Origin of the sequence: Polaromonas sp. CG_23.6 (assembly GCF_029892315.1) — a bacterium.
Classification (GTDB): domain Bacteria; phylum Pseudomonadota; class Gammaproteobacteria; order Burkholderiales; family Burkholderiaceae_C; genus Polaromonas.
Genome location: NZ_JARXUY010000001.1, coordinates 2,449,302 through 2,467,574, shown reverse-complemented (window position 1 = coordinate 2,467,574; position 18,273 = coordinate 2,449,302). Strand labels below are relative to the sequence as shown.

The window sequence follows — 18,273 nt, the reverse complement described above, 5'->3', positions numbered from 1 at the left end:
CCAGTCCCTGCGCACGACATTTTTGCCGATGGTCGATGCGGCTCAGGCTCAGGCGCGGGCCTGGACCACCCAGCGGCCAGTGTTCAACACCAGCTCCCGGTCGCAGTCAAATTCATTGACTTCATTTTCATGGCCGGGCAGCACGCAAGTCACGGTTTCACCGCCGGCACGCAACCGGGCGATGGCAGCAACGAGCGTGACATCATTGCCCCAAGGCGCACAAATAGCCGTCTTCAAAGGGCGAGGCGGCAGCACACTGACCAGCTCTTTCAGATCAAGGCTGAAACCCGCAGCCGGTCGGTTGCGACCGAAGACCGCACCAACCTCGTCGTAACGGCCGCCGCGCGCCAGTTCGGCGCCTTGGCCATAAATGGCAAACCGTGTGCCCGTGTAATAAGCATAGCCCCGCAGGTCAGCCAAATCAAAGCTGACCCTGACGTCAGTCGCATGCGATGCTAGCCACTTTAAATTCTGTAGCGCTTCATGCACGCCAGGCATGGGCGGAAGGACTTTTTCAGCCTCAAGCAACACATGTTCGTCGCCGTACAGTTGCAATAATGCCAGCATGCCTTCGCGAGCTTCTGATGACAAGCTGCCGTTGAGTTCGCCCAACAGGATATTGAGTTCGCCTGCATCTTTGGCAGCCAGAGCGGCATGGATGCGTGCAAGCGTCAATGCATCCAGGCTGGATCCGGCCAGCAGACTGGAAACAATTCGCACGTCGGCCATGTCCAGCATCAAGTCGGTAACGCCAGAAGCTTTCAAGCAATTCAGGGCAAGCCGCTGGGCTTCCAGGTCTGCTTCCGGGCCGGCATGACCATAGATTTCAGCGCCGAATTGCAACGGCTCGCGGGTCGCATGTGGCCGGTCTGCACGCGTATGCAGAACCGGGCCGCAATAGCAAAGACGCGCCACGCCACTGCGGTTGAGCAGGTGCGCGTCGATGCGCGCAACCTGGGGGGTGGTGTCGGCACGCAACCCCAGAGTGCGACCCGAGAGCTGATCGACCAGCGTGAAGGTCTGCAGGCCCAAGGCTTCGCCAGTTCCAGTCAACAACGATTCCAGATGTTCCAGCAGCGGTGGAATGACGAGTTCGTAACCGTAGCTACAGGCGGCGTCCAGAAACAGACGGCGTAGCTCTTCGATGTGACGCGCCTCGGAAGGCAGGACATCGGCAATTTGATCAGGCAATTGCCAAGATGACGACCAAGCGGGCATTGTAGATTTTGTAAGCTGTTAAAAGCAGGATTTTACCGGCACGGGATGGATCGAAAACAGAAAAAGGGCAGACCGCCCTTTTTCTGTTGACCACCGCCTGTGGGTGAAGACAATCCAGATTGCCTGGATTCCCCAATATGAAGACTACTTAACGGGAATTAGCCCCTGAAGCGCCGCCAGTGTTCGGTCCCCGCATGGCCTTGAAAAAGTCCGAAGACGGGTCGACCACCATCACATCGCTTTTCTTGCTGAAACTGGCTTTGTATGCATCAAGGCTGCGATAAAACTGTGCAAACTGCGGATCCTGACCAAAGGCCTGGGCAAAAGTGCGAGCCGCCTCGGCGTCGCCTTCGCCCTTGACCTTCTGTGCATCACGATAGGCATTGGCAATGGTGACCTCACGTTGCCGGTCGGCATCTGCACGAATTTTTTCACCTTCTGCTGCGCCGGTCGATCGCAACTCGTTGGCCACCCGCTTGCGCTCGGCCTCCATGCGGCGGTAAACAGATTCGGTAATGGCTTCGACGTAATCGACGCGGGTAATCCGCACATCGATCACATCGATACCCCAAGGCTTGGCTCCCCGCACCACGCTCAGCACTTCTTTCTTGACGTCAGCCATCAGTGCTTCGCGCTTGAGTGAAAGCAGATCCTTGACAGTCCGCCGGTTGATTTCCTCTTGGAACGCATTACGAACCACGCGATTCAATTGGTTCGCACCTGCCCTTTCGTCCAGCCCGACATTACGGATGTATTCGGAAGGGTTGATGATGCGCCAGCGAACGTACCAGTCGATCACCACGCGCTGCTTTTCAAGTGTCAGCATGGGCTCGGAATCAGTGCTGTCCAAGGTCAGCAAACGCCTGTCGATGTACGAAACGTTTTGAAACGGAGGCGGAAGCTTGAAATTCAAGCCCGGCTCAAGAACGACTTCCTTGATTTGGCCAAGGGCATACACCACGCCGAACTGGCGCTGATCGACCACGAACAGCGTGGAACTGAGCAATGCCAGAAGCACCAGCAATGAAGAAACGACAAGTCCAACTCTATTCACTTTTGTTTTCCTTAGCGGGTTTCACGATCACGGGTGCGGGAAGTATCCCGGGCCCGAGAGTCCACAGGCACACTATTCATCGGTGCTTGCGCTGCAGGCACCGTGGACAGAGGCGTAGTTGCATCACTGGTTGTGCCTGCCCCACCCGTTCCGGTCATTTGCATGATTTTGTCAAGCGGCAGGTACAACAGGTTTGAGCCTGAACGTGACTCCACCAGGACCTTGGTCACATTGGTATAGACCTGCTGCATGGCATCGGTGTACATGCGGTCCCGGGTAACCTGCGGAGCCTTCTGGTATTCGGTCAGTACCGAACTAAAACGCTTGGAATCACCCTGGGCCTGCGCCACGATACGGGCTTTGTATGCATCAGCCTCCTCTTTCAATCGGGAGGCCGAACCCACGGCTCGAGGAACCACGTCGTTGGCATAGGCCTGGGCTTCGTTCTTTGCGCGCTCGCGCTCCTGTCCAGCTTTCAGCACATCATCGAAAGCGGCCTGAACCTGCTCGGGAGGACGGACACCACTTTGCTGCAAGTTAATGGCAACCACCTCGACACCAACCTTGTAACGGTCCAGGATCGTTTGCATAAGCTCCCGAACACGTGGGGCAATCTGGTCACGCTCTTCTGCCAGCGCCATGTCCATTTTCATCTTGCCGACGACTTCGCGTACAGCAGTTTCTGCAGCCTGAACGACTGCAGCTGCAGGATCTTTGCTTTCAAACAAATAAGCCCGCGCATCGTTCAGACGATACTGCACCGCAAACTTGATTTCGACGATATTTTCGTCTTCCGTCAACATCGCTGAATCACGCAACCCCGTTGCCTTGATTATGGTGTCACGTCCCACATCGACAGAGCGAATCTGGGTAACCACCACAATCTCATGACGCTGTATCGGATAAGGCAGACGCCAGTTAAAGCCTGCGCCAACCGTAGATTGGTATTTGCCAAACTGGGTGATAACTGCTTGTTGACCTTCCTGCACAATGAAAAAGCCGGTGCCCAGCCATATCAATGCCACCACGCCAGCAATCAGGCCCACGCCAATGCCTGCATTCTTCATGTCAGGCTGAAAACCGCCGCCGCCTTTGTTTCCGCCACCGCCAAATCCGTCACGGTTGCCGCCGTTCTTTGCGCCGCCAAACAAATTACCCAGTTTTCTATTGAAATCACGCCACAACTCGTCAAGGTCAGGCGGCCCCTGATTAGAGCCTTGCGGACGATTGGGTGGCTTGGGGGGTTGACGGTCTTCGCGCGGTGACTCGGGCTTGGAGCCATCCGACGACGACTTGTCTTCATCCCGGCCCCACCGCGGATCATTCAAATTGAATATTCCTTGGGCGCGTTGTCTAAGCCGACCCGGAAAGTTTGTCAGCGTTTGCAGCACGGGATTCAAATTCATGGAAGAAAACTCACTTTTTTGTTACACCTACATTGTGCCTAATGATATTGCCCGGCAGGGCAATATCATTGAGGTGTTTGGGGGCTATTGCCAGGCTCGGCGCGTGAACCTTGGACCGCCAGCGATTCGCGCAGAAGATTCAAGTTTTCACCGCTTTTGGCACTTACGAATACGCGCTCGACACTCCGGCTGGCGCCTTCAAATGCGTCCCTGAGATCAAACTTATCTTGAAGATGCAGGGGGTGATTGCTTTTTTCAATAGCGTCGAGCTTGTTGAACACAAGTATTTGCGGCACATCCGCAGCACCGATCTCGAAAAGTACGCGCTGTACTTGCTCTATTTGCTCAAGGTATTCAGGATTGGAAGCATCGACGACATGAAGCAGTAAATCCGCATCGACCGCTTCCTTTAATGTTGCTGCAAACGCATCAATAAGCCCATGCGGCAAGTCGCGAATGAAGCCTACGGTATCTGACAGCGATGCGAAACGACCCGCTTCGCCAAGATACAGCTGTCGCGTGGTGGTATCAAGCGTTGCGAAGAGCTGATCGGCGGTGTACGACTGGGCTTTTACCAAAGCATTGAAAAGGGTGGATTTTCCTGCATTCGTGTATCCCACCAGGGAAACTGAAAAAGAATTTCGCCGTTCACGCTGTTTTCGCTGCGTCTGGCGTTGCTTCTTGACCTTGGTCAAACGTTCCTTGGTTCGCTTGATAGCTTCGCCAATCATGCGCTTGTCCAGTTCGATTTGCTTTTCACCGGGACCACCTCGCACTCCTGCGCCGCCAGTCTGACGCTCGAGATGCGACCAACGGCGTACGAGTCGGGTTGAAACATACTGCAGACGCGCCAGTTCTACCTGAAGCTTGCCTTCATGGCTGCGGGCGCGTTGAGCGAAAATTTCAAGAATTAACAGGGTTCGATCATTGACGGGCATTTCCAGATGCCGTTCGAGATTGCGTTGCTGAGCCGGGCTGAGTGACTGGTCAAAAAGGACTTCAGTGGCGCCTGTCTCCAGTGCCAACATCTTGATTTCATCGGCTTTGCCCGAACCGACAAAAAGTGCCGCATCTGGCGCCCTGCGTTTGCAAGTGATGCGTGCCACAGGCTCCAAACCTGCGGTTTTCGCCAGCAGACCAAGCTCGAGCAAATCGGTATCAAAGTTGGGTAGACCCAGGTCAACCCCCACCAGAAGGGCGAGTGTTTGTATTTTCACCGAGGCTTCGTGGGTTCTCAGGATGTCGGAGTTTCTTCGGATTCAGCCGCTGAAAAGTTGACGGCTCGGCCTGGGACGATGGTTGAAATTGCATGCTTGTAAACCATCTGTGTGACGGTGTTGCGAAGCAAGACGACATATTGATCGAACGATTCAATCTGACCTTGAAGCTTGATGCCGTTGACCAAATAGATCGATACAGGAACATGCTCGCGACGCAAGGTGTTGAGAAATGGGTCCTGCAAAAGCTGGCCTTTATTATTGCTCACGATATTTTCCGTGTTCAAGAGTTAGTAAGAGTTTGACCATACCACAGCGGTTTACGTGGCCTTGTAATATTAGGTCTATTCCTTGTCCGTGAAAGGATTGTGCTGGCTTTTGAGCTGAATACGCAAAGGCGTTCCGACCAAATCAAACTCTTTGCGAATGCGGCCCTCAAGATAGCGCTTGTAAGATTCGGTCACATGCTCCAGCGAATTGCCGTGAACGATCACGATGGGCGGGTTCATGCCACCTTGGTGGGCGTAGCGCAACTTGGGACGAAAAACGCCTGAACGCTGGGGTTGCTGAAACTGCACAGCCTCCATCAGCAAACGGGTCAAGACTGGTGTGGACATCTTGCGATTCGCTGAAGCATGCGCTTGAATGATGGATTTCCAGACAGGTCCCAGTCCCTGCCGCTTGATGGCCGAAATATGATGGATGGATGCGAACTTCAGAAAACCAAGCCGCGTTTCAATCGAGCGCTGCAGCAATTCGCGCTGGTAGGCATCCACCGCATCCCATTTATTCACAGCCAGCACCACCGCCCGACCGCTTTCAAGGATATAACCCGCAATGTGTGCATCCTGGTCCGTCACGCCTTGAGTAGCATCAAGCAGCAGCAACACGACATTGGCGTTTTCAATCGCCTGCAGTGTCTTGACAACGGAAAATTTCTCGATTGCCTCGAAAACTTTGCCTTTACGACGAAGCCCTGCAGTGTCGATAAGCTCGAACCGCTGGCCTGCATGCTCGAAAGGCACTGAAATAGCATCGCGGGTGGTACCGGGCAAGTCAAATGCCACCAGCCGCTCTTCTCCAAGCCAGGTGTTGATCAAGGTTGATTTGCCGACATTGGGCCGGCCTGCCACTGCCAACTTGATGACCGCAGGGTCTTCCTGTTCAATTGATTCCGACGGATCGGGCAGGTTGAGAGGCGCCAGCGCCAGGTCAACCAGCATTCGCATGCCTTGCCCGTGTGATGCAGACACTGCCAGCATTTCGCCAAGCCCCAGTTCGAAGAACTCTGAAACCTGCGTGCCTTCGGGCAAGCCCTCGGCCTTGTTGGCTGCCAGCACGGTTGGCTTTCCAAGCTTTCGCAGGTATTTGGCGATGTCATAGTCTTGGGCACTGATGCCGGCACGGGCATCGACCACGAAAATCACCACATCGGACTCGGCTACAGCCTGGCGAGTCTGCCTGGCCATTTCCTTGTAGATGCCGGTGACGGCATCTGGCTCGAAGCCTCCGGTGTCAATGACGATGTACTCATGGGGACCCAGTTTCCCGTTACCGTAATGGCGATCACGCGTCAGACCGGCATAGTCGGCCACGATCGCATCCCGCGTCTTGGTCAACCGGTTAAAAAGGGTTGACTTGCCAACATTCGGGCGGCCAACTAGGGCAATGACAGGTTTCATCAAAATGAGTAGATCAGTTTCTGGCGCAGATGCCGTTATTCGGGCTGAAAGCCGTAAATGCCACCGTTGCGGGTGACGGCAACCAAGGTATTGCCTGCCAGCACCGGGGAAGCGGAAATGGGCGATCCATCGGTGCCAATGCGGTTGAGAAGAGAGCCGTCTTCACGCGACAGCAGGTGGATGAAGCCAGCGGCATCGCCAATCACTACAGAGCGGCCAGCGAGAAACGGTGCAGTCAACCCCCGGTAGCGCAGGCGCTCCGTGGACCAGACACGTTCGCCGTCACTGCGCTTCCAAGCCAGTACGGTTCCATCAGCTTCGGTGCCAAACAGCAGCCGGTCATCGCCATTGATACCTTGTACGCCATTGGCAGGACGGGTCCATAGCAGATTGCCACGGGTGGTATTCACACAGCCGATGCTGGACTGGAACGCCCGTACACAGACGTTGTCACCGACCCGGCTGACGCTGCCGACCAAGTCAACAAGCCGCTCAATGTCATTGATACCCCGTGGTGTGGCGACGGGGGCCTCCCACTGAATGCCGCCAGTCGACGGGTTCATTCCTACCAGTCGACCGGCCAGACCAACCACCAGCGTGTCCCCAACGGCCAGCAGCACGCCGGACTGGCGCAGTACCAGTGGTTCACTTGAACGTTGCTGTGTCCACAGCTTTCTGCCGGTCTGCCCGTCAAAGGCATTGACCGAACGATCAGCCGCCAGAACAAACACGCGCTCACCTGCCACGAACGGGGCGGTGAACGCCTGGGCAGTGAGCTTTTGACGCCACAACTCGCGTCCAGCCTGCATGGCAATGACTTCGTTGTCTTTGGTGATGACGGCAAGCACCTTGCCATCGCTTCCAACGCCAGCGGCAATCGGCGTCTTCAATGCCAGGCGCCAGACCTCGCGGCCGGTCTGGGCATCAAAAAGGGCAACCGTTCCGTCATCGCTGGCAACAGCCACACCACTACCGGCAACACCGACATCAAGCGGAAAATTAACCGGACCAATGCGCTGGGTCCAGCTTTGACGCACGGAAACCAGCGCCGTCACCGGTTGAAGCTCCGTGGGTTGGGGCTTTTTAACACCCCCGAAACAACCCGTCAGAAGCGCTACGCTAATAATAGCTATAGGTGCACGCCCGGCAAGCGCCAATGACCAAAAAGACTGAATTTTCATTTGTTTGCTCCTGCATTTTCAGCAGTCGACAGCTTGACCTGGCCAGCGGTGGGATCAACACCCAGCGCATTGAGCTTGACCTCGACTAGGCGACGGTATTCGGTACGCTCGTCAAAAGCCTTCCAGGCCTTTTCGTATTCGGCTCTGGCTTCGGCTTTTTTGCCTTGTACCATCAGGATGTCTGCACGCCGGTCAGCCACCAGCGCTTCGAAGTTTTTCGGAAAAGCAGCGGAAAGCTGCTGAAAGGCTTCTTCATACGATTTCTTTTCAAGCAGCAGTCCGGCGAGCCGAAGTCTGGCAACTGCCTGGTAGCCAGGATCGGATGCCTTGTCGGCCACCCAGACCAGCGCTGCACGGGCTGCATCGGCATTGCCTTTGTCGTGATGCGCCTTGGCGACCAGAAGGCCGGCCTGCTGGGCATATGTGGTGCTGGCGAAACGGTCTTTCATGTCAGCCAGCGCACGGTCAATTCGTTCGGTGTCACCCGACACGATGGCGCGTTCAATCTCGTCGAACATCACCGAGGCCTTAGCCGCCTGGCTGCGCTGCCAATACTGGTATCCGTTCCAGGATGCAAATGCGCCTAAAACGACAATCAGCACCCAGGTGATCAGATTGCCGTACTGCTTCCAGAAATGCTTGATCTCGTCAAGCTGTTCCTGTTCTTCCAAATCAAGGTGCTTTGCCATAAATTTCCGGGAGTTTTTAGCCAATACTGACAGGCTAAATTGAAAAAGGATTGTAGAGCGCTGAACTGCTGCTCAAATCGCGGAGCCGGTGAGCAGCATGTCTGCCCATGCATCTATGTCATCCAGCGTTTGAAGCGACTGGCCATCGGCCAACCCGTCTTTATCGCCGCGGAGCGGTTTGACCGCTACACGGCCTTCGGCAAGTTCGGTCGCGCCAAAAATCAGTGCAAATCGTGCGCCACTTGCATCGGCGCGCTTGAACTGCGACTTCATGCTGCCCATGCCGCCCGAGGTCGCGCTGGCGTGCATCTGTACGCTGACTCCGGCACTTCGCAGAGCCTGCAGGGTTTTCATCACGATCGGGAGAGCAGAGATTTCAGGAACCACCGCATAAACGTCGGGCACCGGAAGTTCGCCGAAAGCACCCTCTTCCTTGATGAGTTCGAGCACACGCTCGACACCCAGCGCCCAGCCGACGGCAGGCGCCGGTTTGCCACCCATCTGCGCGATCAGGTCGTCGTAACGGCCGCCTGCGCAAATGGTGCCCTGCGCGCCCAGCCGGTCGGTGACGAATTCAAAGACGGTCAGGTTGTAATAGTCCAGCCCGCGCACCAGCCGGTGATTGACGGTCCAGGCAATCCCGTTGGCGTCCAGAATAGCCTTGAGACCGTCAAAATGCGCCAGCGACTGCGCGCCGAGAAAATCTATCAGGCGCGGAGCGCTTTCCACCACCGACTTCATTGCCGGATTCTTGGTGTCAAGAATTCGCAGAGGATTGCTATGCAGGCGCCTTTTCGCCTCTTCGTCGAGCAAGTCCGCGTGTTGTTCAAAGTGCGCGATCAGTTGCGTGCGGTGTTGAGCGCGCTCGTCGGGCTGGCCTAGGCTGTTGATTTCCAGACGCCAGTCACTCAGGCCCAGTTCCTTCCAGAGCGCTGCAGCCAGCAGGATCAGTTCGGCATCCACTTCCGGGCCTGCAAACCCCAGCGCTTCAGCACCGATCTGGTGAAACTGGCGGTAGCGACCGCGTTGCGGCCGCTCGCGGCGAAACATCGGCCCCATGTAGTAGAGCCGCTTGCCACCGTCGTACAGCAAGTTGTGCTCTGTCACGGCACGCACCACGCTGGCGGTATTTTCCGGACGCATCGTCAGGTGGTCGTGGTCGCCATGCTTGTCCGAGCGATCTTCAAAGGAATACATTTCCTTTTCGACAATGTCAGTGACTTCGCCAATGCCGCGCACGAAGAGCTGGGTGTGCTCCAGAATCGGCGTGCGGATGTTGCGGTAGGCATAACGCGCCATCAGGTCACGAACCTTGCCCTCCAGCCACTCCCAGCGCGCCGAGTCCGGTGGCAGGATATCGTTCATGCCCTTGACGGCGGCAAGTTTCTCGATTTTGATCGGCAAGGTTTTTTCTGCCGGATCGGCATTCAATTTTTCAGGCATGTCGTTCAGGAAACCTGGGCCAGCGTAGCCGAGCCAAAGCGTTTTTCTATGTAGTTTTCAACAATCACCTGAAACTCCTGCGCAATGTTGTCGCCGCGCAGGGTCAGTCTTTTTTCACCATCGATAAACACGGGCGCAGCCGGAGCTTCGCCCGATCCGGGAAGACTGATGCCAATATCGGCATGCTTGCTTTCGCCAGGGCCATTGACAATGCAGCCCATGACAGCCACGCGCAGGCCTTCGACACCCGGGTACTGCTCGCGCCAGACGGGCATCTGGGCGCGCAGAAAATCGTCGATCTGCTTGGCCAGCTCCTGGAAGGTGGTGCTGGTGGTGCGACCGCAACCGGGGCATGCCGTCACGCTGGGAACAAAGGTCCGCAAACCCAGTGCCTGCAAGATTTCGGCAGCAATGACAACTTCCTGCGTCCGCGCCTCGCCGGGCTGCGGCGTCAGGGAAACACGAATCGTGTCGCCAATGCCTTCCTGCAACAAGATGGAGAGCGCAGTGGCTGAAGCGACCGTTCCCTTTGTACCCATGCCTGCCTCGGTCAGTCCCAGATGAAGCGTGTGATCGGTCCGCCGGGACAGTTCCCGGTACACCGACACCAGGTCCTGGACGCCGCTGACCTTGCAGGACAGGATAATTTGGTCACGCCGCATGCCCATTTCTTCGGCCCGCTTGGCGGAATCAATTGCCGAGGTGATCAGCGCTTCGTACATCACCTGCCGGGCATCCCAAGGTGTGCTGCGAAGGTTGTTTTCATCCATCATGACGGCAAGCAATTCCTGGTCAAGACTGCCCCAGTTGACGCCGATGCGGATGACCTTGTCCCAGCGCATGGCGGCTTCGATCATCTGGCCGAATTGGGCATCGCGCTTGTTGCCTTTGCCAACGTTTCCCGGGTTGATCCGGTACTTGGAAAGCGCCTGCGCACAGGCCGGGTAATCTGTCAGAAGGCGGTGGCCGTTGAAGTGAAAATCGCCAATGAGGGGGACATCGACCCCCATGCGGTCAAGCTGCTCACGGACATAGGGAACTGCGGCGGCAGCTTCAGGCGTGTTGACAGTGATGCGGACCATTTCAGAACCGGCCATGGCCAGTTCCTTGACCTGTATGGCCGTGCCAACAGCGTCCACGGTGTCGGTATTGGTCATTGACTGAATACGCACCGGCGCATCGCCGCCAACAGTAACCACGCGCGAGCCCCAGACGACCCGGGACTGGATGGAATGATGCGGCTTTGGAAAAGCAGAAATGATGGGAAGGCAGTTTTGCACTATTTCACCTCGAAACGGGCAATGTTGTTTTTGGTAACGCTGGCAAGATCAAAGGCCTGGCCACGTATCTGCACCTGTATGACGTTGGCACGGCTCGCCACCACGCCCAGCGGCAGTACGCCCGAGAGGCTGACAGACTCCCCTGCGCGAAGTGAACGGTCAAAAATTACCGTTCCACTGGCATCTGTCACCTTGATTTTCGATGAACCTTTTGCATTGATCGTTATTGGGGGATCAACAGGAGTGGAGTCAGCGTTTGTTGCCATCGGCAGACCCCCCGTTTCCAACGAAGTTAAAGGGGTCTCAGCAGGCGTTAGCGCAGCATCCGAAGATACGCCGGAAACATCGTTACCTGCAAATGTGGGAGTTATTACGGTCGTTGTGGCCGCAGCAGAGCCCACCGCCTGACCCGTAGCAGTTTCAAACTGGCCTGCCTGCCGGTATCTGGAAATTTCTTTCTGGATGGACGGCAAGAACATCAACAAGAGTGCGCCAAGCAGCAAAACCAGACCCAGAAGCACGGCTGGTCGCGAAATACTGGACCAAAATGAAAGCGCATTTTTGCCGGGTCGGGCACGAAACGAGATGTTGATCCCCCGGTTCTGGGAAGTTACCTTGAATGCGGCAATTGCAGGCAGCCGATGAAGCACGGGGCCGGCTTCCAGTTTGAGAATTCGACACATGCTGGCGGCCAACGCTCGTGCAAACACCGGATCGGCCAAAAGCTCAGGCTTGTCCTGCTCAAGCGCCTGAAGTTTGTGAACCGGAACCTTCAACAGTGCTGCCAGTGTGGCGATGTCCAGACCCTGCGATTGACGGGCAGTGCGAAGCATGGCACCAGCGGTGTCCTGCGCGCTTGCCGAATCTTGATTTAACGCAATGGCTGGGTCAACTAGCGCTTCATCCTTACTCATTGAACAGGCCCTTTTCATATGCAGCAGCCTCATGAGACTGCGCAAAGCGTTTCTTCAACTGACTTGCGAGTTGCACCATTGCTTCCTGATTGTTCAGCTTTTTCTCAGTCTTGATGCCCAGCCAGAGCGTCTGGGCATTGGCCAGCTCACTATTGTTCAAGCGGCGTATGTAGAACTGAGCGCGTGTCAAATCGCCACGCGCATACAGCAGCTTGGACAGGTTGTAGCCTGTCACGGGGTTGCCGGCATCCAGTTCGTAGGAATGCATGAAGCTTTGTTCAGCTTCACTTAACTGCCCGGCATTCACTTGACAAACACCCAAGGCCATCAGAGTCTTGGCTTTCCCCGTGTAGGTCGGGTTGCTGGCTGCCTGGGCCAACAATTTGAACGACTCTGGATAGCGTGCCTGCTGGCAAAGCATCCATCCATAGTTATGGGCCACACTGGCATCGCGCGCGTTTAACGCAAGCGCGCGCCGAAAACTGTCTTCTGCGAGCGGAATGTCATTGAGACGCATATAGATCAGCCCCCGCAGGTTGTATGCATCGACAAAGTTTGGATCGGTTGCCAGCGACTGTTTTATTTCATCCAGTGCCACCTTGGTTTGGCCCTGTTCAAAATAACCGCTGGCCAGTTCAACACGCAAGCGTGCACGACGACGCAGTTCGGTTTCATCGGAATCGGTAATCAGGTCGGTTCGGTTGCCCAGACCTTCGACATAACCAGGTTGACTGGCACAGCCGCCCAGCAGCATGGCTGTCCAGCAGGCAAATATCCAGGCATGGGCCCTAATCTTTGTCATGCCGCATCCTTGTTCATCACCACGACCTTGATGCCGGCCAGCCTGCCCAGCCGCTGTGCCGCCATGCGCTGCTCCACGCCAGTGCGATCCTGTACATCGCCCGCCAGCTGACCGCAAGCTGCATCAATGTCATCGCCGCGCGTTTTACGCACGGTGGTCACGATACCGGCATCTATCAGGATTCTGGCAAACGCCAAGACCTGTGGCATTTGCGAGCGGACCAGACCGGAAGCAGGAAAGGGATTGAAGGGAATGAGATTGAACTTGCATGACAGGCCATTTGCAGCGTGGGTCTTCATCAAGGCCACAAGCTGACGCGCATGCTCGGGCTGGTCATTGACGCCATCCAGCATGCAATATTCGAACGTAATGAAATCGCGGGGCGCGGCCGACTGGTAGCGTGTGCAGGCTTCAAGCAATTCGGCAATCGGGTACTTTTTGTTCAGCGGAACCAGGTCGCTGCGCAGCGCATCGTACGGCGCATGGAGCGAAACGGCCAGGGCGACCGGGCAATCGCGGGCCAGGCGGTCGATCATCGGCACCACGCCGGATGTCGACACCGTGACGCGGCGACGCGACAAGCCATAACCGTGGTCATCCAGCATGGTCTTGAGCGCCGGCAGTAACTGCGAATAGTTCTGCAATGGCTCGCCCATGCCCATCATGACGACGTTGGAAATGACGCGTTCGTCCTTAGACAAATGCTTGCGTAAAAAGTGCTCGGCAAACCACAACTGGGAAATGATTTCGCCGGTCGTCAGGTTGCGACTAAAGCCCTGGTGACCGGTCGAACAAAAACGGCAACCCACGGCGCACCCCGCCTGAGATGAAATACACAGCGTGCCACGGTCAGCTTCAGGAATGAAAACCGTTTCAATCACATCGCCAGCACCCACGTCAAACAGCCATTTGATGGTGCCGTCGGTTGACTCGTGGCGCGAGACCACTTTGGGGCCCGTGATGTTGGCTGAGACGGCAAGCTTGTCGCGCAGCGCTTTGGCCAAGTCGGTCATCTGCTCAAAATCGGAGGCCCCTTTTTGGTGAATCCAGCGAAACAGCTGTGTCGCGCGAAAGCGCTTCTGGCCCAGCTGTTCGCAAAACGCTGCCATGCCCTCCAGATCGAAATCGAGAAGATTGACAGTCATTGCAGGCAACGATGCATCAGGTCGCCCCACACAAGCGGCGACCCCGTCAAAGGGTGGCAAAGCATGGGGACGTTACGCATTAACGCGAGTAAACGTTCAGGCCGGCAAAGAAGAAAGCGATTTCTTCCTTGGCGGTTTCGACAGCGTCGGAACCATGGACGGCGTTGGCATCAATGCTGTCGGCAAAGTCAGCACGAATGGTGCCGGCATCGGCCTTCTTGGGGTCGGTCGCGCCCATCAGGTCACGGTTCTTCAGCACAGCGCCTTCGCCTTCGAGCGCCTGGATCATCACCGGGCCGGAAATCATGAAAGACACCAGGTCCTTGAAGAAGGGACGGGCTTTGTGCACGCCGTAAAAGGCTTCGGCTTCGCCTTGCGACAGGTGAACCATTTTGGCAGCGACGACCTTCAGGCCGGCGGCTTCAAAACGCGCATAGATTTGACCAATCACATTTTTGGCGACAGCGTCAGGCTTGATGATGGAGAGTGTGCGTTCGATGGCCATGTTTATTCCTAAAGATATTGGAGTTATTAAGTTTTAAAATTATTCAGGGACTGAATAAAGCCCATGATTTTAACCCGCTGGGTTACCTCTTCAAGGGCAAGTCAGCAAAATGGTCTTGTGCCGCACAAGCTGTGGAACGTATTCATTCTGGCCAATCATCTAATTTACAGTATCAAATCGGCTTTTTACGCAGAATAAATAAGCTTTAGCAGCTATTTATTCAATAGCAAATATTGATTTATTGCTTTCAATGAATGCCAACAATCCGGTTCCACTTTAGCGGTTGCCACCCCGGTTACCACCACCGCGATTGCCACCTGAATTGCCACCATTGCGACGCAGGCCACCGCCGCTGCCACCGCCACCACCAAAGCCGCCCGCATTGCCGCCACCGCCCCGGCGCTGTTGGCCCTGATCCTGCCGCTGTCGGGTAAAGGTATCGGCACCAATATAGCCAAACGAGGTCTTCATGGGATCGGGCTGTGAGGCACCTGCGGATTTGTCAATGCGCGGGCCCCGGTCGTCACGGCGCCTCTGGCCTTGCGGCGATCCTGAACCGGGCGGTCCGAAGCGCGTCGCCGGACCGGCATTTCCGCCCTGGCTTCGGCCCTTTGCGCCGCCAATGCCAGGATTGGCGCCGCGTCGATTGCCGCGCTGCGCGCCGTCGTTGCGGCTCATCGGCGGCTGCGAATCATCAAGCGGCTGGACGATGCCGGTTTGGCCTGCGCCCGCGTTGCGGGGACGGGTGCTGTTACTGCGTGGACCCTCGTTCCTGCGCGGACCGCGGCGCTGCGGGGGTCCGCCGTCACTGTCGGGCTGGCCAGCAACGCCTGCGTTGGCACGCGGATCTGACCGCGCTTCCGACCGGCTGACCGCACTGGTCAATGCGTAGATGTCGTTTTCGTCAAGCTCGACAAACGCGCCGCGTTTCAATCCGCGGGGCAGCACCATGGCGCCGTAACGGATGCGGATCAGGCGACTCACGGCGTGGCCCACGGCTTCAAACATGCGGCGCACCTCGCGGTTGCGACCTTCGGAAATCGTAACCCGGTACCAGCAGTTGGCGCCTTCACCGCCACCAGCATCAATCGAGCCGAACTGTGCCACGCCATCATCCAGCGTCACGCCGTCAAGCAGGCGTTTTTTCTCTTCGTTGCTCAATGCACCCAGCACCCGCACGGCGTACTCACGCTCCAGGCCGAAGCGCGGATGCATGAGCTTGTTGGCCAATTCGCCAGAACTCGTCAGGAGCAACAATCCTTCGGTGTTGAGATCCAGCCGTCCAACAGATTGCCATTTGCCCTGAAACAGCTTGGGCAGGCGCCGGAAGACGGTCGGACGGTTTTGCGGGTCATCGTGCGTCACCACTTCGCCGGCAGGCTTGTGGTAGGCGATGACGCGCGGCGGCGGAGGATCAATCTGCACACGGATGGGCTTGCCATTGACCTTGACGGTATCGCCAAACTGGATGCGCTGGCCGATGTGGGCCGGCTCGGCATTGACAGAAATCCGCCCTTCCAGAATCAGCTGCTCCATTTCCAAACGTGAGCCCAAACCAGCCTGGGCCAGGACCTTGTGCAGCTTGGGCGTTTCTGGCTGGGGCAGCAGAACCCGTTTGGGCAGGCCAAGGGCAACGTCTTCTTCGTCGGCATCGAATTGACCGGTGATCACGTCTTCAAAGCGAATGGTTGACGGCAAGGGCTTCAGTCCCTGCTGCCGCGCACCAGCCTGCGGCGACGTCACGCTGTCACCTGCGAAAATTGCTATTGATTCAGGAGCTTCTCGTGCAGTCAGTCCGTGCGCTGGAGCACTATTTGATTCATTTTCTGGCATGGGCAGTGGCTTGCTGGCGGGATGGTCGTTTGAGTTCATGCTTTTACATTCGTTCGGGTGGATAGCGGGCAGACGGATTACTGCGGATCAGGTGGAGAACTTTTTCCGGCATCCGACGCCAGGTCCTCGCTATAGGTCGAAATTTTCAATTCAGTCGTGGTCAGGGTTGGAAAACTGTCAGGTGTTCCCTACATTCCCAGTTCAAACTGCTCAAGCTTTGCAATCTGCGCCGATGTGTCGTTCATCGACGGCAGTCCGGCAAGGGATTCAACGCCAAGATCATCCAGAAACTGGCGGGTCGTCGCGTACAACGCCGGGCGGCCCACCGTTTCGCGGTGGCCGATGACCTCAACCCAGCCACGGTCTTCCAACTGTCTGAGCAACAAGCTGTTGATGGTCACGCCGCGAATATCTTCCATGTCACCCCGCGTGACAGGCTGCCGATATGCAATGATGGCCAGCGTTTCAAGTGTCGCCCGGCTATAGCGGGTTGGTTTTTCAGGAGTTAGTCGGTCCAGGTGCTCGCGCATTTCCGGCCGGCTTTGAAAACGCCATCCACTTGCCACATGCACCAGTTCAGTGCCTCGGTTCGACCATTCGTCCTGCAACTCGCCAAGCACCAGTTTAATACTGTCGGCCGCCAACCCCCCGTTAAACAAAACCCCAATATCGCGCAAGGTCAGCGGTTGCTGTGCGCAAATAAGGGCGGTTTCGAGAATGCGCCGGGCATCCGTCGTATTCATGATTGGTCGTTCCGAAGTAAACGGGAGGAAAGCGGATAAAGGCGCTTTTGTCAGCGCATCGCATTCAGGCAGGCTTTACCTGGATCAGGAAACCATGGTGCCGGTAGCAGAAAACTACATAGAAGGATTGTATCTCAGGCCCAAAGCGTCTATTGCATGCAGCAGGTCAGGTGGTAGCGGTGACTTGAATTCCATCGGCTCGCCTGTTGCCGGATGGGCAAATGCCAGTCGGCAGGCGTGCAGCGCCTGGCGCGCCATGTCGCCGGCCAACGCGCCGCCGTACACCACATCCGACACCAGCGGGTGAGCCAGAAATGCCATGTGAACCCGGATCTGGTGGGTGCGACCGGTATGCAGCTTGCACTTGACCAGACAATGATTTTTGGCGTTGCCAAGCAAGGAGACCACAGTGGAAGCGGTTTTGCCCGAATTTTTTTCAAGGTCAACCACCGCCATGCGCAGCCGGTTTCTTGGGTCGCGGCCAATGGGGGCTTCAACCTGGCGGGTTTTTGCGCCTTCCCATGCACCATGCGCCAGCGCCATATATTCCCGGCTCACCGTGCGTGCAGCAATCATGCCCACCAGCTGGTCCATAGACTGACGCTGACGCGCCACCACCATCAGGCCACTGGTGTCCTTGTCGAGGCGGTGCACGATGCCGGCGCGTGGCATGAATGAAGCTTGGGGATCGTGTGCAAGCAAGCCGTTGAGCAAGGTGCCGCTCCAGTTGCCGGGGGCTGGATGAACCACCAGCCCGGCAGGCTTGTTAATTACCAGGAGATGCGCGTCTTCATAGACAATGTCGAGTGCCATGACTTCAGGTTTGAAAGCTTGGCTCTGGGCAGTGGGTCGCAACTCGACGGACAGTTCATCCCCCGCCTTGACCTTGGCCGAGGTTTTGACGGTTTTCTGGCCTTTGACGCATACGCCTCCGGCTTCAATCAATTGCTGAAGATAATTGCGTGAAAACTCGGGCACTAATTCGGCCAGCGCTTTGTCAAGCCGGCTGTTGTGGCTTTCGACCGGAACACTGACATGCCGCAGTTCCATTTCGACAGCAGTGTCTGCCTCATCTTGGGCATCGTCTTCAGGCTGCCTGGCATTAACGCTGCCCGATATAATAGATTTTCTCAGTTTTGAATCAGTCATCAAGAGGGTCGA

The 18,273-nt window shown here is 56.5% G+C and carries 16 protein-coding genes and 1 pseudogene; all 17 read right to left on the bottom strand.

Annotation, left to right across the window (positions count from 1 at the left end; genetic code table 11):
* Positions 1-48: 48 nt before the first annotated feature.
* Positions 49-1,218 (bottom strand): ATP phosphoribosyltransferase regulatory subunit, encoded by a 1,170-nt coding sequence (locus tag H4V98_RS11655; RefSeq protein WP_196864180.1) that lies wholly within the window; start codon positions 1,216-1,218, stop codon positions 49-51.
* A 148-nt stretch (positions 1,219-1,366) separates the two neighbouring features.
* Positions 1,367-2,272 carry a protease modulator HflC gene (gene hflC / locus H4V98_RS11650; protein WP_196864179.1) on the bottom strand — a complete coding sequence of 302 codons (906 nt, stop codon included), beginning with the start codon at positions 2,270-2,272 and terminating at the stop codon, positions 1,367-1,369.
* Between the two features lie 11 nt (positions 2,273-2,283).
* Positions 2,284-3,678, bottom strand: a complete 1,395-nt coding sequence (gene hflK, locus H4V98_RS11645; RefSeq protein WP_196864178.1) for an FtsH protease activity modulator HflK — start codon at positions 3,676-3,678, stop codon at positions 2,284-2,286.
* Between the two features lie 65 nt (positions 3,679-3,743).
* A complete protein-coding gene (gene hflX / locus H4V98_RS11640; RefSeq protein ID WP_280757515.1) occupies positions 3,744-4,895 on the bottom strand; it encodes a GTPase HflX in 1,152 nt (383 codons plus the stop codon).
* A gap of 17 nt (positions 4,896-4,912) precedes the next feature.
* Positions 4,913-5,182 (bottom strand): RNA chaperone Hfq, encoded by a 270-nt coding sequence (gene hfq, locus H4V98_RS11635; RefSeq protein ID WP_196864176.1) that lies wholly within the window; start codon positions 5,180-5,182, stop codon positions 4,913-4,915.
* 57 nt (positions 5,183-5,239) lie between these two features.
* On the bottom strand, positions 5,240-6,577 hold the full coding sequence (gene der, locus H4V98_RS11630) for a ribosome biogenesis GTPase Der (protein WP_196864175.1): 1,338 nt from the start codon (positions 6,575-6,577) through the stop codon (positions 5,240-5,242).
* A gap of 35 nt (positions 6,578-6,612) precedes the next feature.
* Positions 6,613-7,758 carry an outer membrane protein assembly factor BamB gene (gene bamB, locus H4V98_RS11625; RefSeq protein WP_196864174.1) on the bottom strand — a complete coding sequence of 382 codons (1,146 nt, stop codon included), beginning with the start codon at positions 7,756-7,758 and terminating at the stop codon, positions 6,613-6,615.
* Positions 7,755-8,447: a tetratricopeptide repeat protein gene (locus tag H4V98_RS11620; RefSeq protein ID WP_196864173.1), complete on the bottom strand. Its 693-nt coding sequence runs from the start codon at positions 8,445-8,447 to the stop codon at positions 7,755-7,757. Before H4V98_RS11620 ends, bamB begins: the two co-directional genes overlap by 4 nt.
* A gap of 72 nt (positions 8,448-8,519) precedes the next feature.
* Positions 8,520-9,890: a histidine--tRNA ligase gene (hisS, locus tag H4V98_RS11615; RefSeq protein ID WP_196864172.1), complete on the bottom strand. Its 1,371-nt coding sequence runs from the start codon at positions 9,888-9,890 to the stop codon at positions 8,520-8,522.
* A gap of 5 nt (positions 9,891-9,895) precedes the next feature.
* Positions 9,896-11,170, bottom strand: coding sequence for a flavodoxin-dependent (E)-4-hydroxy-3-methylbut-2-enyl-diphosphate synthase (ispG, locus tag H4V98_RS11610; protein WP_196864171.1), 1,275 nt, complete (start codon positions 11,168-11,170; stop codon positions 9,896-9,898).
* Complete coding sequence (locus H4V98_RS11605) at positions 11,170-12,084, bottom strand: helix-turn-helix domain-containing protein (RefSeq protein WP_196864170.1); 915 nt, start codon at positions 12,082-12,084, stop codon at positions 11,170-11,172. The genes ispG and H4V98_RS11605 overlap by 1 nt, the downstream gene beginning before the upstream one ends.
* Positions 12,077-12,886, bottom strand: a complete 810-nt coding sequence (gene pilW / locus H4V98_RS11600; protein WP_196864169.1) for a type IV pilus biogenesis/stability protein PilW — start codon at positions 12,884-12,886, stop codon at positions 12,077-12,079. Before pilW ends, H4V98_RS11605 begins: the two co-directional genes overlap by 8 nt.
* The gene (rlmN, locus tag H4V98_RS11595) at positions 12,883-14,031 is read right to left on the bottom strand and encodes a 23S rRNA (adenine(2503)-C(2))-methyltransferase RlmN (RefSeq protein WP_196864168.1); all 1,149 of its coding nucleotides are present in this window, start codon (positions 14,029-14,031) and stop codon (positions 12,883-12,885) included. Before rlmN ends, pilW begins: the two co-directional genes overlap by 4 nt.
* A 79-nt stretch (positions 14,032-14,110) precedes the next feature.
* Complete coding sequence (gene ndk / locus H4V98_RS11590; protein ID WP_196864167.1) at positions 14,111-14,536, bottom strand: nucleoside-diphosphate kinase; 426 nt, start codon at positions 14,534-14,536, stop codon at positions 14,111-14,113.
* A gap of 276 nt (positions 14,537-14,812) precedes the next feature.
* The gene (locus H4V98_RS11585) at positions 14,813-16,408 is read right to left on the bottom strand and encodes a pseudouridine synthase (RefSeq protein WP_196864166.1); all 1,596 of its coding nucleotides are present in this window, start codon (positions 16,406-16,408) and stop codon (positions 14,813-14,815) included.
* 38 nt (positions 16,409-16,446) lie between these two features.
* Positions 16,447-17,112 (bottom strand): annotated as a pseudogene (scpB, locus tag H4V98_RS11580) (SMC-Scp complex subunit ScpB).
* A 114-nt stretch (positions 17,113-17,226) separates the two neighbouring features.
* Complete coding sequence (locus tag H4V98_RS11575; protein ID WP_280757514.1) at positions 17,227-18,261, bottom strand: RluA family pseudouridine synthase; 1,035 nt, start codon at positions 18,259-18,261, stop codon at positions 17,227-17,229.
* Positions 18,262-18,273: the final 12 nt, after the last annotated feature.